The sequence below is a fragment of the Metabacillus sp. KJ11-3 genome (assembly GCF_055808295.1).
In genome coordinates, this window is record NZ_JBVVRS010000004.1 from 18,989 (window position 1) to 32,381 (window position 13,393).

At 35.2% G+C, this 13,393-nt stretch carries 12 protein-coding genes and 4 pseudogenes; 2 read left to right on the forward strand and 14 right to left on the reverse strand.

The window, feature by feature from the left end; all coding sequences use genetic code 11:
- Positions 1-242 precede the first annotated feature (242 nt).
- From AC0L8O_RS26940 to AC0L8O_RS26965, 6 genes and pseudogenes are all read right to left on the reverse strand, one after another.
- Positions 243-1,615: pseudogene (locus AC0L8O_RS26940) on the reverse strand (nucleoside recognition domain-containing protein).
- A 2-nt stretch (positions 1,616-1,617) separates the two neighbouring features.
- Positions 1,618-2,334, reverse strand: coding sequence for a FeoB small GTPase domain-containing protein (locus tag AC0L8O_RS26945; protein WP_251686045.1), 717 nt, complete (start codon positions 2,332-2,334; stop codon positions 1,618-1,620).
- A gap of 1 nt (position 2,335) precedes the next feature.
- Positions 2,336-2,578 carry a FeoA family protein gene (locus tag AC0L8O_RS26950; RefSeq protein WP_251686044.1) on the reverse strand — a complete coding sequence of 81 codons (243 nt, stop codon included), beginning with the start codon at positions 2,576-2,578 and terminating at the stop codon, positions 2,336-2,338.
- 79 nt (positions 2,579-2,657) lie between these two features.
- On the reverse strand, positions 2,658-2,864 hold the full coding sequence (locus AC0L8O_RS26955; RefSeq protein ID WP_473449800.1) for a hypothetical protein: 207 nt from the start codon (positions 2,862-2,864) through the stop codon (positions 2,658-2,660).
- Between the two features lie 268 nt (positions 2,865-3,132).
- Positions 3,133-3,246, reverse strand: a complete 114-nt coding sequence (locus tag AC0L8O_RS26960; protein WP_368659689.1) for a PCYCGC motif-containing (lipo)protein — start codon at positions 3,244-3,246, stop codon at positions 3,133-3,135.
- Positions 3,209-3,310, reverse strand: a complete 102-nt coding sequence (locus AC0L8O_RS26965) for a PCYCGC domain-containing protein (protein ID WP_251686078.1) — start codon at positions 3,308-3,310, stop codon at positions 3,209-3,211. Before AC0L8O_RS26965 ends, AC0L8O_RS26960 begins: the two co-directional genes overlap by 38 nt.
- Positions 3,311-3,370: 60 nt before the next feature.
- On the opposite strand from AC0L8O_RS26965, the gene AC0L8O_RS26970 reads away from it, so the two are divergent.
- Positions 3,371-3,769: a FixH family protein gene (locus AC0L8O_RS26970; RefSeq protein WP_251686042.1), complete on the forward strand. Its 399-nt coding sequence runs from the start codon at positions 3,371-3,373 to the stop codon at positions 3,767-3,769.
- Positions 3,770-4,480: 711 nt separating this feature from the next.
- Here AC0L8O_RS26970 and AC0L8O_RS26975 read toward each other — a convergent pair.
- Positions 4,481-5,759: pseudogene (locus tag AC0L8O_RS26975) on the reverse strand (IS110 family RNA-guided transposase).
- A 376-nt stretch (positions 5,760-6,135) separates the two neighbouring features.
- The gene (locus AC0L8O_RS26980; protein ID WP_251682965.1) at positions 6,136-6,696 is read right to left on the reverse strand and encodes a bifunctional transcriptional activator/DNA repair enzyme AdaA; all 561 of its coding nucleotides are present in this window, start codon (positions 6,694-6,696) and stop codon (positions 6,136-6,138) included.
- Between the two features lie 129 nt (positions 6,697-6,825).
- Between AC0L8O_RS26980 and AC0L8O_RS26985 the strand changes: the two genes are divergently transcribed.
- Entirely contained in the window at positions 6,826-7,788 is a 963-nt protein-coding gene (locus tag AC0L8O_RS26985) for an arsenic resistance protein (protein ID WP_251682966.1), read from the forward strand.
- A gap of 286 nt (positions 7,789-8,074) precedes the next feature.
- Here the strand turns inward: AC0L8O_RS26985 and AC0L8O_RS26990 are convergent.
- From AC0L8O_RS26990 to AC0L8O_RS27015, 6 genes and pseudogenes are all read right to left on the reverse strand, one after another.
- Positions 8,075-8,577: pseudogene (locus tag AC0L8O_RS26990) on the reverse strand (GNAT family N-acetyltransferase).
- Positions 8,578-8,663: 86 nt separating this feature from the next.
- The gene (locus AC0L8O_RS26995; protein WP_285844050.1) at positions 8,664-9,926 is read right to left on the reverse strand and encodes an MFS transporter; all 1,263 of its coding nucleotides are present in this window, start codon (positions 9,924-9,926) and stop codon (positions 8,664-8,666) included.
- Positions 9,917-10,126, reverse strand: coding sequence for a hypothetical protein (locus tag AC0L8O_RS27000; RefSeq protein ID WP_251682969.1), 210 nt, complete (start codon positions 10,124-10,126; stop codon positions 9,917-9,919). Before AC0L8O_RS27000 ends, AC0L8O_RS26995 begins: the two co-directional genes overlap by 10 nt.
- Before the next feature lie 75 nt (positions 10,127-10,201).
- Positions 10,202-11,578 (reverse strand): annotated as a pseudogene (locus tag AC0L8O_RS27005) (NAD(P)-binding domain-containing protein).
- Between the two features lie 235 nt (positions 11,579-11,813).
- Positions 11,814-12,872, reverse strand: a complete 1,059-nt coding sequence (locus AC0L8O_RS27010) for a flavin-containing monooxygenase (RefSeq protein WP_251682970.1) — start codon at positions 12,870-12,872, stop codon at positions 11,814-11,816.
- 55 nt (positions 12,873-12,927) lie between these two features.
- A complete protein-coding gene (locus tag AC0L8O_RS27015) occupies positions 12,928-13,383 on the reverse strand; it encodes a MarR family winged helix-turn-helix transcriptional regulator (protein WP_251682971.1) in 456 nt (151 codons plus the stop codon).
- Positions 13,384-13,393: the final 10 nt, after the last annotated feature.

A 13,393-nucleotide genomic window follows, 5' to 3' on the forward strand; every position in this document is an offset into this window, starting at 1 on the left:
CATTCTGGATTATCAATGGGATAATTCATTACCTGGATTCATCAAAGAGGTGTTACATCGATAGCTGGTTTATTTTTTAAGAGCTAACTTGGCAATATAGAAGAGGTTCTACTCTTCTACAAGGAGTTGGAACAGATGCTGAATATTTAATGAAAAAAATACTGATAGGTAAGTACTTAAACCGATGAAAAGCAGTGAAATTTTATTAATTCACTGCTTTTCATCGGTTTTTCTGTTTATTACTAAACCCAACCTAACAACTGTGCTATTTGAAAAATAATAAATGGAACTAATATGGCCAGCACTGATGGAATTAGGAATGCAAGTAAAGTCCATTTTTTACTCTTTGTTTCTTTATAAATATTTAATAACGTTGTACCGCATGGATAATGAAGGAGTGAAAATAACATCATGTTTAACGCGGTTATCCATGTCCAACCTTGATTAATAAAGATCTGTTTTAAGTCCACCAAACTATCCACTTCTGTTAATGAACCAGTTGAAAGATAACCCATTAGTAAAATCGGTAATACGATTTCATTAGCAGGCAAACCAAGAACAAACGCTAATATAATGTAACCATCAAGTCCTAACATTTGACCAAAAGGATCAAAGAAGCCAACCATATGCATTAAAATACTTGTATCTCCAATGTAAATATTTGCAATGACCCATGTTAATACTGCCGCTGGAGCAGCAACTTTTACTGCTCTAACTAATACAGTCCATGATTTTGTTAAAGAAGCACGAATCACAGTATCAAAAAACTTTGGACGACGATATGAAGGCAATTCTAATGTGTAATGCGTGGGAACACCTTTTAGTGCTGTTTTTGATAAAACCCAAGATACAAAAAATGTCACGATAATCCCAAACATAACAATACCGACAATGACACCTGTCGTGACAAGAGATTTTAATCCACCAGTAAAGTTTGCAGCCATAAATAGAGAGGCTAATACAATTAAGGTACCCCATCTTCCATTACATGGAACAAAATTATTTGTCAGAATCGCAAGCATTCTTTCTCTCGGAGACTCAATGATTCTAGAAGACATTACAGCTGCTGCATTACAGCCAAACCCCATAGCCATTGTCAACGATTGCTTACCATGTGCACCAACATGTTTAAATAAACGGTCCATATTAAAAGCGACTCTCGGGAGGTAACCATAATTTTCTAAAAGGGCAAAAGTTGGAAAAAAATCGCCATAGGTGGGAGCATAACACTTATTACCCATGTAGAACCCCGATACAATCCTAAAACGAGAAGTCCGTGTAGCCAATCAGGTGCTTGAATAGCCTGAAAAAATGTTGTTAAATATCCTTCTATCCATCCAAAAAATTCAGCAAGCAGGGAGGATGGTATATTGGCTCCAGCAATGGTTAAGTAAAAAACAGCCCCTAACATGATAAGCATTATTGGGAAACCCCAAATCGGAGATGTAAAAATGGAGTCTAATTTTTCTGTTCTAACATCCCCTTTTGTTTTTGTATAGGAAACACCTTCGTTACACAATTGATGGCTTCTTTTATATAAATTAGAAACAATTTCATCTCTTAATTCTGGTGTTGATAATTCTTGAGCCTCTATATATAGCTCTTTTATATTCATTATTATGCCTCCTTTACTCTCTTCTCGTTCGTTACACCCTTTAACTCCATTCTTTTATTTAACTCATTAAGAAGTGCTTCGTCTCCGTCCAATAACCTTAGAGCTAACCATCTAGATGAAATTTGATCTTCTACTAAATTGCGAACTTTTGATTCTATTTTACTTATTTTTTCTTCAATCTCTTCGTTATAAGATGTTTGTACAGGGTTACACTCAATTTTTCCAGTGACGATTCTATCAATTGTATCTAAAAGCATTGGGAAACCATTCTTATTACGGGCAGATATTTTGATAACAGGTACTCCAAGTCGCTTTGTTAAAAGAAGCTCATTTATTTTAATACCTTTCTTCTCTGCTTCATCCATCAAGTTGATACAAATTACTACACTGGTTGTCATTTCTAACACTTGCAATGCTAAATTAAAGTTACGTTCTAAAGATGTAGCATCTAGCACGACTAGTGTTACATCTGGTTTTTCAAATACAATATAATTACGAGCTACTTCCTCATCTGTTGAATTTGAAAAGAGTGAATAAGTTCCAGGTAAATCAATCATTTTGTAAGTCTTATCTTTATGGCTTACTGCTCCCTCAGCTAATGAAACGGTTTTACCAGCCCAGTTACCTGTATGTTGTCTTAGACCAGTTAAGGCATTAAACAATGTACTCTTTCCAGTATTAGGATTTCCAGCCAAAGCAATTCGATATAAATTAGTCATTCTACATCAACTCTCCTTTAATTTTCATACTTTCCTCTTTTCTTAAAGCAACCGTTGTTTGACTAACACGAAATGCGATCGGATCACCTAATGGACTTTTTCTAACCACTTCGACTATTGCCCCTGGTACAAAACCTAAATCTAATAAACGCCTTCTCATAACACCTTCCAGTAATAATGAAGTGATTTTAATTAAGCTTCCTTTTTCCCCTTGATATAAAGAGATTTTTTTAGTTTTATCCATATATTTTTCTCCTTGCTTTTTATTTTTCCTTAGGGCAACTTTTAGTGTAAAAAAAGCATAACCTATTGACAAAGTCATATTATTCATTTTTTTTAGTGTTTAAGGAATACAGAAGATTACATAATGCTTCACCTAATTGCTTTTCACCAAATTGACCGATTTCTCGGTCACTTATATCAACTTTTTCATTCGTCAAATAAGCATAAATTTGATTGCAATCACACCTTCTCATCTCAAGCCATTCTCCGTTACCTAAGTTAAAGGCAAGTCTAACTCCCATCATCATTCTTCCCTTCAAGCAAGTTATTTTATTTAAACCATACACAAACTGTGTATTATTCATTTACTCAATTAAACAATCTTTGCTTATACTTAATATTTTTCCCTAAGGCAACTTTAATTATTATAATATGAATATATTCACATATTGTCAAATTTATTTCAAAAAAACTGCCCAATATTGACAACGCTTATTACTATTTATACTTCTGGAGTTAGAGTTGGTTCTACTTAACCTTTTTTATCCATATTATCGATTTTTAAATGAATTACTTTTATCGTTTTCCCCCTTGATAATCAAGGACTGATTGAGCAGCAAATTCTAAGCAAACTCCACATCTTGTTCCATGATCATCCCCCAATAATTGCACCATTTTCCTTACTTTCATAAACAAAGCAATTGTAATTACTTTTATGATTTCCATAATCACCACAGACACAGTAACAAGGGATGTTCTCAACTTATCGATATGTTAATATATATTAAAATCTTGTTGTATTAGGAGGGACTATATGAGAAGGTGGCCATTTATAATTTTGGTTTTATTCCTTTTAATTGGTTGTAATAATAATCAGGATCCACACAATACTACAAACGATGATGTACCAGAAATTGTTGAGGTATCATTTAAAACAAGTCCTGAATCTGTAAGAGTTAACCAAGAAGTTCAATTGATCGCTATCATTTCGCAGGGAGAAGAACTTGTTGATGATGCAAGCTTAGTAGAATTTGAAATATGGAAAGATGGACAATCAAAAGATCAACACGAAAAAATTGAAGCAAATAATAAGAAAAACGGAGAATATACCGCATTCTACTCATTTAAAGAAACAGGAAAGTATTTTATTATCTCTCATACAACTGCAAGAGATTTACATACAATGCCTACTAATGAATTAATGGTTCAATAATTATGTAATAGCTACTAAATAAGTATTGATCACAACAAGTAGAAAGTTCTAATAAATAAGAGCTTTGGAGGTATTTCCAAGCTCTTATTTTATACATTGACACCATTCTATCGTTTTTAGCGTATTTCCCCCAAATCTCAATATCCTTGTTAAAGGAACAAGACTATACAATAAATTTATATCCTTTGGTTTTGTTTTTAGAATATTTAGTTGTATATATAAATGACTAGAGGAAAACAGTGCTAAAAAACTAAAAAATAGAGACTTTGATGCCTCGGAATTTTTGGGGATTAAATAAGAATCAATAACTTTTTCTTTCAACTACTCACTCTCCCTCTATAAATATTGATATATCAACGGTTTGACCCGTTGGTGGGATGTCAAAAAAATATTTTTCGACAAACACCCTAACAGAATTTAATAAATATGTGATTCTCTTACAATTAGTGGGTACGCTACGCGGTCACTACTGGGTAATGATGGTAAAGTAGTGATCACAAAGTATACGATGCACAATGGATCTCTGCGTAGCTTATGATGACGTACCCTCCCATGTCTCTGGGCATCCAAGTGCCTACATTCCTTCGTTCGGTCTAGTCATAAGGCAGAGGCTAGCGAAGCTCCTTTAGGGACTCAAGGTCGAATGGATGATATAGTGCCAGCTTCTCCGTGTCATCCTGTTGTCTAGGTCGTTTAAGGGGATGCAGGACTTTACATAGCCTCTGCGAGGCCAGGAATATCCTTCATCATTCGCTTTGCGTCAAACGCTTTGTGCTTCGTGCTGATCCCATGAAGAACTTTTAAGAGTTTCCCGCATAGTACCACGATGGATTGCTTCTTGCGTAACGGATTATCCTTACGGTTTGTGTAATATTCATGCAGCCTTCTAAAGGCATCGTTATGGCGAACCATCGGCATCATGACTCGGAATAGGAGGGCGCGTAGCTTTCTCCTGCCCCGTTTAGAGATTCTCTTTTGTCCTTTGTGCTGACCGGAGGAGTTTTCCCGTAATGTCAATCCCGCGAGTTTGATGAGTTGGCGTGGATCTTCGTAGTGTGAGAAGCTTCCGATTTCAGCTAGTAAATCAACAATGGTCGTATCTCCAAGTCCAGGTACCGTTGAGAGCCATTCATATTCTACTGATGTTTTAACAAGCTCGACCAGGTGCTGCGTAATGCTTTCAATCTCCTGTTCCAACTGGTGGTAACGGCGAACGAGAGTGGCAATTTCTATACGGGCCATCTCCCGTCCCTCTGTAACTCCGATGGAGTTAGAAGCAACTTCAATGAGTCGTACTGCTTTTGGCCGTTGGGGGGATTTGAGCCCCTCCACCTGACGGTAAATTGCCAATACCTCATCCGGCTGTTTTTGGTGAAGATCAGCCGGAAATGGAGTGCATTCCAGGACAGCCATTGCCATCTTCCCGAATGACGGAAAGACCTGGGTGAACTCAGGGAAATAACGGTCCAGCCAGCGAATGATCATGTTTTTAACGGCTCCCAGCTCCTCTGTCAACTTGCTTCTAAATGTTGAACCCACACGGAGTTCAGCCTCCATGTCCTTTAGGATGCGAGGATAGCTGAAGCGCCCATCTTTGATCAAGCGAGCGATGACTAGTGCATCCTTACGGTCATGTTTGGTTGGCAGGTTGTCATCCAGCTCCTTTGATCGCTTGACGTGCATAGGATTGGTCATGACTAGGGGGATGCCTCGTTCCTCAAGGAAATAGGCCAGGTTAAGCCAGTAATGCCCTGTTGGTTCAATCCCAACTATGACTTCCGTTTTTCCGAAGTCTTTCATGGCATCCAAAATACGCTGATAAAATCTCTGAAAACCGTCGCCAGACTGTAATACCGAGAAAGATTTTTGGAGCACACGCCCACGGTCATCGACAAAGCAAGGCGAAGTGTTTCCGCTTGGCAATATCGATTCCTACTACGAGTGTTTGTTCGGTGACTTGATTTATTTTCTGGTTTTGTTTAAAATCCATGTTGGAGTCCTCCTTGGTTACCTAAGTTAGGGGTCAATTCGGTGCACGATTTGACACCCCGTATATACCAAGAGGGCTCTTTTTTGTTCAAGTGCCCGAAAATCCTTCTAACAGGAATGCTCCTTTAATTAAGATGTCTCATCTTTCACAAACCTGCTCCGCTAGTGCAATAACTTCAACAAAAAGAGCGTCAATCCTTTTTGGATTGACGCGTATTGACGGCACAATTGGATTTTTTCGATTCTCGAATATAAATTATGTCTCCAGATGTTCTCGGGCGGCTTTTATTGCGAAATTTAATTCATTCACGATAAGCGCTTTATTTCGGAAGATCTAATATAAAGATTGTTAAATAAGTAGGTTAAACCTTCTTTCATTAACGTACTCTTTTGTTCAACAATTTATCTCTATACTTTGAAGGGGAAACACCTGTAAATTCCTTGAATTTTACTGAAAACTGAGTACTGTCATTATATCCTACCTCTAGTGCTATATCCGTGATAGATAGCTCAGTATTATTCAGTAATCTTTTGGCTTCCTTAACTCGTAATATATGTAAATATCTTAAAGGGGTTATACCATTAATTGCTTTAAAACTACGATGTATATAGTGTGGATTTTTCTGTGAAGATTCTCCTATTATTTTTAGACTAAATTTGTCTCTATAATGCTCTTGAATATATTTCATGACTTCTTTTGAAACTGCTTCTTTATACCCTTCCCAATCCTTTAAGTAAGGTTTACATCTAGTACACGGTCTAAACCCTTCCTTGATGGCTAAATCTACATCTTTATAGATATTCACATGTTTTGGGTTCGGGGTTCTAGATGTACATGATGGACGGCAAAACGTCTTTGTGGTTGAAAGAGCATAGTAAAAATAACCATCATATCTTTTATCATTATTTTTAATCGCCTCCCATTCCTCTTCTTTCAATTTAAATCTATCTCCTTTCTAAATTGGGGGTCAATATTCATAATGCGTATATAAAATTAATAATGTACATTTGTAAGTAACGGTATGTTGTGCACATCTACCCTAATTAATTCTAAGGGGAATTAAAAAATGAATCTCATTGAAAAATTTCAATCTGTCATCATATTAATTGCTGTTGGCCTTGGACTCTTATTAGGACAATTTGCTTTTTTAGAAAGACATGCAGAATCTTTTATCATTCCATTTCTATTATTTATGTTGTATGGACTCTTTTTAACTATCCCAATAAAAGGCTTAAAAAATGCTTTTAAAAACATAAAGTTTTTAAGCACGAATGTCATTCTTAATTTTTTATGGACACCCTTATTAGCATGGGGATTTGGTGCAATCTTCTTATCAGAACATCCTGCTCTATGGCTAGGTTTCATCTTGTTATTGGTAACACCCTGTACAGATTGGTATTTAATTTTCACTTCCATTGCAAAAGGAAATATGTCACTTTCTACCTCTGTTCTACCTGTTAATTTAATATTGCAAATTATTCTATTACCAATCTACTTATTCATCTTTGCAGGCAAAATGGAAACTCTTGAATTATCAACAATTCTAGAAAGTGTAGTCTTAATCTTATTTGTTCCATTTATACTGGCGAGCCTTACACGTTATTTCTTAAAGAAGAGGCAAGAATTATTAGAGAAGAAAATAATTCCTTTCTTTGCTTCCTCTCAAATTGTGTTTTTATGTCTAGCAATTGTTTCGATGTTTGCATCGCAAGGCTACTATTTGTTAAATAATCTTGAAGTTATTTTACTTATGCTTATCCCTCTCCTACTATTTTTCGTTATTAATTTTATTTTAGCTCAAACAGTAGGAAAAGTATTTAAATTCAATTTTCAAGATACCGTAAGCTTGAGCATGACTATCATTGCAAGAAATTCTCCTGTTGCCCTTGCTATAGTTCTTACAGCATTTCCTGACCAACCATTAATTGCCCTTGCTCTAATTATCGGTCCATTGATTGAATTACCTGTATTGGCGATTCTTGCTCAAGTTTTATTAAAAATCAGAAGAAGAGAAAACAAGGAACAATAGAAGTTCCTTGTTTTCTTAGCAGTTCTTCAAATAAACTTCCTCGTTAGTTAATGTGTAATCCTTTAAAATCATTTATTCCTTTCTAAGGGAACTTCTCCAATTTGGCCCTTTAGAAAAAATGCAAATGTTATTACTCATTCGCACTTGATTGCCCGACAAGAAAATCATTTGTATTAAAACATGACTTCTGATCAATCTATTTCAAATAACCTATTTTTGTTATTAATGATCTACCTTTCGTATAAAACAACAATGCTAGTGACGTACCCAAAAATTAATTGTTTTACTAATTAATACCTTGAACCTTACTTCTTCTTTCAAGTAAAACTACATCTCTCCAAACACCATTCATTTTACCAATACGTTCTCGTCTTCCAACTTCCCGAAACCCATATTTATTATGTAATCTGAGACTAGAGACATTCTCAGGAAAAATACCAGATTGTAACATCCAAAATCCATGCTGTTCACTTATTTCAATCAAAGATTTTAATAGTTCACTTCCGATTCCTTTTCCTTTATTAATTTCGCCCACATAGATACTTACTTCAGCCACACCAGCATATACACACCGACTTGAGACAGGGCTTAATGCTGCCCACCCTAAAACCTGAGCGTCTGAACGTGCAACAATACGACAATCTAATATGTGACTGTGATTCCACTCCTCCCATGAAGGAGCTTTTTTTGAAAGGTTGCATTTCCAGAAGCAATTCCTTCTAAGTAAATCTCTCGAACTTGTTCCCAATCTTCCCGAAGCATCTTATCAATAATTATTGAATTTTTCATTTTAACACCTACTTCAGTTAAAATATATAAATTAAACATTTATTTCTTTTGATTAAAAAGTTAGCATATGTTACAAATGCTGAAATTTAAGAAATTGATTTTTTTGAATCTACATTAAAAATAGCTTTTTCATAAAAGTAATAGAATGTCCAAAGTATTGCCAACGTAGCTAAGACTCCAGCTCCACCCCAATAGAGATATTTAAAGCCATTCTTTAATTCTATAACCAAATAACTTATAAACGGGCCTAAAGCTGCACCCATATCTTGAGCAATAGAATATAATGTAAGAAACGAAACGACATTTGAAGTTTTTGAAATATCTATAGCTATTGCATCTGTTAATGTCGTTATAACAGTAGCACTCATTAACACTAATAGTGTGACGATGATCCAAACAATTAATGGTAGTTCATTTGATATTGCTCCAAATATCAAACCAGAAAAGAATAGAGAAAATATAAAAATAGGCACCTTACCAATTGGTCCATCCGACCAAATACCAAAGATCCTTGCTAAAAAAGGCTCCCACACCCATCTTGCTGATTGTATGAGACCGGATAAAAGCGTTACACTTAATACCATCTCGAATATCTCTATTTCATTTCCAAAATTATGTTCAATGACTGAACTGAGTGTAGAGGTTAATACACCTTGTATGAGCATAGTGATAAAAAAGCCACTTAGAATAATAACAAACTTCTGTCTAAAAGCAAGATTAAAAGGTATAGAAGTTTCAATAAAGGAATCTGTATCTTTAATATTTGTAAATGAATCAGTTTTTAATGATAATAAGATTATTGGTAGCCCTAGTAGAGATAGAAATCCAAAAATTACGGAGACGTATTGTATCCCCATTATGGGAAAAAATCCTCCCCCAACTAACATTCCTAATAAACTACCTAAACGATAAATGCCATTATATAAACCCATCGCTTCTCCACGATGGTTCTTATCAGCATAAAATGCTACAGTAGAAAGTCCGCCGATTCGGAAAAATGACCAACCTATTCCCCATAATGCGCGTAAAATCATCCAAGCAAAGAATCCTTTAAAATAACCATAACCTATTGTGGTGATTACTCCAATAGTGACTGCTATTAAAAGACCAGTTTTCAATGTAATTCTATTATAAATCCATCCAACAATAGGGTTAAAAGGTAATCTTATGAACCTATTAATAGAAAGGAGAATTCCTACTTGCCAGATAGAATTCAATCCTACTTCTTCCCAGTAGATAGGTAATGCAATATATAACATTGAATCCCCTAATAAACTGAGTGCTGTAATGATCGCAACATTTATAATGACTTTTTGCGAAGGAGGCTTGTTTTTTGAAACTAAAAACATCTTTTTTTACAAATTTCTTCATAAGCATTAAGGAAATGTAGATAAGTTTCTTTGCCAAGGCTATTTTCATTTAATCCAAATAACCGTTCAAAGGTTATTGCCTTAGCCTGTTCAATGGAGCATTCAAAAGCATTGATAATTAATTTCAAATAAGCAATAAAATATTCTTTCTTCAATACTCCCGCATGATTAATTACCACTTTTATTCCTCCTCATTTTAAGTGTGCTTTACTGAATAAGTTCAGAGGGAGAGCAGTTGACTCCCCGGATACCGTTTAACAGCAGGTTCCTGTTTCGTCAGAAAGGTTTTTAGTGTCTATATTTACACTACATACACCTGTTTCAGGAAGATCCAATTCCACTTTGTCTGCTGCAGCATTGTCCCCGCAAAGGTATGCAACAATAGATCGGACTTGCTCATAACCTGTTGCCATCAGGAATGTAGGAGCCCGACCATAACTTTTTGAACCTACGATGTAAAAATTCTTTTCTGGTTGACGAAGTTCCTTCTCTCCATGGGGACGAACAGTTCCACAACTATGAATATTAGGATCAATCAAAGGAGCTAATGCTTCTACACTTTCTGTTATTGAGTCAATAGAAGTACGTATTTCACTTATTATGGTGAGATCTGGTCGGCTACCAGTATTTACAATCAATTCATCTATTGCAGTAAGAATTCGCTGTTTACCATTTTAGGTTCCTATTATATCAATGATCTTTTTAGATCTTTTTAAAAACTGGATAAAAAATGGGGTTTCAACAGTTATTACTTTTGCATCAACCATTCGATGGATCTGACTTCCTAAAGCTCCTCGTGCTGCAAGAGCATCTTTGTCTTCTCCTCCATATGCGTCTTGAACCATCTGTTTTCTTAAGATCCAAATGATGTCTGTTTCTGGATAAGATTCTTTTAGTTTTGCTAGTTCCAATAAAGAGTTAATCGCTGAATGCCCACCGCCTATAACTGCCACTCGTTTATTGGCGTAACGTACAACTTCTTTTCCTAAAACATCCGGTACACCATAAAATATTTGAGACTGTAAAGATTTTTCTTCCTTTAGCATAATCCCATTAGAATTAGTAGGATTAGGGTTTCCCCAAGTACCTGAAGCATCTATAACTGCTCTTGCTTCGAACGTTTTATATTCGCCTTCTTTCTCCACATAAATAGTAAACGGAACACTGTCACGATTTGCTGTTTTCATTTTGTCCATATCTTTCTTAGCTATAGATAATACTTTTGTATTTAAATGCAAAGAAGATTTTATTTCAGGTACATTTGACAGTGGTACTAAATATTCGTTCACTAAATCATATCCAGTTGGCAACGAATCCAAATCAGGATGTTTCCAGCCATGCTTTTCAAGTAAGATTTTAGCAGCTTTATCCGTGTTATAACGCCATGGTGAAAATAACCGAACATGTCCCCATGTTAAAATATTTGCCCCCACCTGTTCACCAGCCTCTAAGATGAAAAATGTTTCTCCTCTGTTTATTAAATGTGCAGCTGCTGCTAAACCTACAGGACCACTACCAATAATAGCAACTGGTAATTGATCCAACATATTCTTGTTTATATTAGTGTTAACCGTACTCGTTTGTGATGAACAACAGCTTTTTACGTTTAGTGATAATTGTATTTTAGACATATAAATCCTCCTATTAAATAAACTAATTTAATACAAAAATAAAGATTTTACTTCCATTAAGAAATATCAATATTAGATATAAATTCTTTAGCTCAGCAGGTTTTTAAGCTCAGAACATCAAGGTTTTGAAAATTACTATTTACTCATTTATTACCTCACTCTAAAAATATTTGCATTTTGCAAGTATTATCTAAATATAATTTGTTTAAATGCTCTATCATTACTTACAATTAATTTACATCTTTAAATATTGAATTAATTTTCTAACTACATAATGTGCATCAGGGCCTACTCCCCTTAATGTAGCAGAAGCAAATGAACGCTGACCTTCCAATCCAACAAAGTAAATACCAGGAACTGTGGTACTGATCCCAGCAACTAGTAAAGGTTTCCCATCAGTGTCTAGTGCTCCAATATTATTTAGGTATGTTAGGGTGGGGAGATATCCGGTTGCAAAAATAACTGTATCTACTGACTCCTTTGTTCCATCTGACCAGATTACACCATCAGAATGAAAAGCAGTGAACATTTGTTGTTGTTCAGGTTTTCCAGCTTCTAATTTTGCTTTGTAATCACCTAAGTCTGCAACAGCGCTCGGAATGGGAACCTTCTTTCCAAATTTCCAGAATGGGAAAGTGTCTAAACCTGTAACCCTTAACCAAAAATGCATATCAATACCCAGTACTTTTTGATTTACAAATTTAACTGGCTGTAGCACAGCTAATGAAGTATGACTAGCTTCTGCAAGCTCAATCGCAATTTGAACAGCAGAATTACCACGTCCTACGACCACTACTCTTTTACCTTTGTAGTGATCTGGTTTTTGATATGTTGATGAATGAAGTACTTCCCCTTTAAAAATATCAATTCCCATAATCTCTGGCATGTATGGATTTTGAAAGTATCCCGTAGCATTTATGATCGTTCGTGTTTGATAAGTCTCACCTGTCTGAGTATGAATTATAAATCCCTTACGGTGTTTCATAACATCTAAAACTCTTTTATTTGTCTCAATAGGAAATTGAAACTTTTTAGTGTATTCTTCTAAATAAGAAATCACTTCATTTTTTAAAGGATAGTGATTCTTCTTTCCAGGCATCTTCAAACCTGGCAATGAAGATAAATGGGATGGGGAAAAGAGCTTTAAACTATCATAATAATTTGGCCAGGATCCGATTGCTTGATTATTGGCTTCTAAGATCAAAAATTTTAAGCCCTTTTTCTTTAAATGATAACCTGATGCAAGACCAGCCTGCCCTCCACCAATTACGATAGTATCCCAAACTTTCGTCATATTAACACTCCTTTTATTTGCAATTTGCAAGTATTTGTTAAAAAGAGGAAGGGAATTATCCCATCGGAGTAGTACAACATTTGCTAGATTTTGCCATTGCATCATTTAATAAATTGATGGAACGAATAACCGTCTCTTTTTCAAATCCGTTCATATGAGAGAAGACTTCGTTTAAATAAGAATTCATTTGTTGGTCAATCATAGTTGCTATAAATTTCCCTTCTGTTGTTAGGGAAAGAATATAAACCCGTCGATCATCAGGATCTGGTGTTTTTTTCACCATGTTCATTTTAATAAGTGATTGTATCTGACGACTAAAGGTTGTAATATCAGTTCCCAACGTTTCTGCAATTTGTTGTATCGAAGGTTTATGTTGACGATCTATTTCGTAAAGGATATGACTTTGAATAAGGGAAATATCGAACCCTCCTGCACTACAGCAGTTTTTATTCAAAAAACCAAATCTTCGGGTCATAGTCTGAAATAGTTCGCGAAGATTTTCCTCTTTCATATACGTTCAC

Excerpts from the sequence above, each read along its gene's own strand:
- AC0L8O_RS26955 (WP_473449800.1), bottom strand. The coding sequence starts at position 2,864 with ATGATGATGGGAGTTAGACTTGCCTTTAACTTAGGTAACGGAGAATGG.
- AC0L8O_RS26960 (WP_368659689.1), bottom strand. The coding sequence starts at position 3,246 with ATGAAAGTAAGGAAAATGGTGCAATTATTGGGGGATGATCATGGAACA.
- AC0L8O_RS26970 (WP_251686042.1), top strand. The coding sequence starts at position 3,371 with ATGAGAAGGTGGCCATTTATAATTTTGGTTTTATTCCTTTTAATTGGT.
- AC0L8O_RS26950 (WP_251686044.1), bottom strand. The coding sequence starts at position 2,578 with ATGGATAAAACTAAAAAAATCTCTTTATATCAAGGGGAAAAAGGAAGC.
- AC0L8O_RS26995 (WP_285844050.1), bottom strand. The coding sequence starts at position 9,926 with ATGTTTTTAGTTTCAAAAAACAAGCCTCCTTCGCAAAAAGTCATTATA.
- AC0L8O_RS27010 (WP_251682970.1), bottom strand. The coding sequence starts at position 12,872 with ATGACGAAAGTTTGGGATACTATCGTAATTGGTGGAGGGCAGGCTGGT.
- AC0L8O_RS26985 (WP_251682966.1), top strand. The coding sequence starts at position 6,826 with ATGAATCTCATTGAAAAATTTCAATCTGTCATCATATTAATTGCTGTT.
- AC0L8O_RS27015 (WP_251682971.1), bottom strand. The coding sequence starts at position 13,383 with ATGAAAGAGGAAAATCTTCGCGAACTATTTCAGACTATGACCCGAAGA.
- AC0L8O_RS26945 (WP_251686045.1), bottom strand. The coding sequence starts at position 2,334 with ATGACTAATTTATATCGAATTGCTTTGGCTGGAAATCCTAATACTGGA.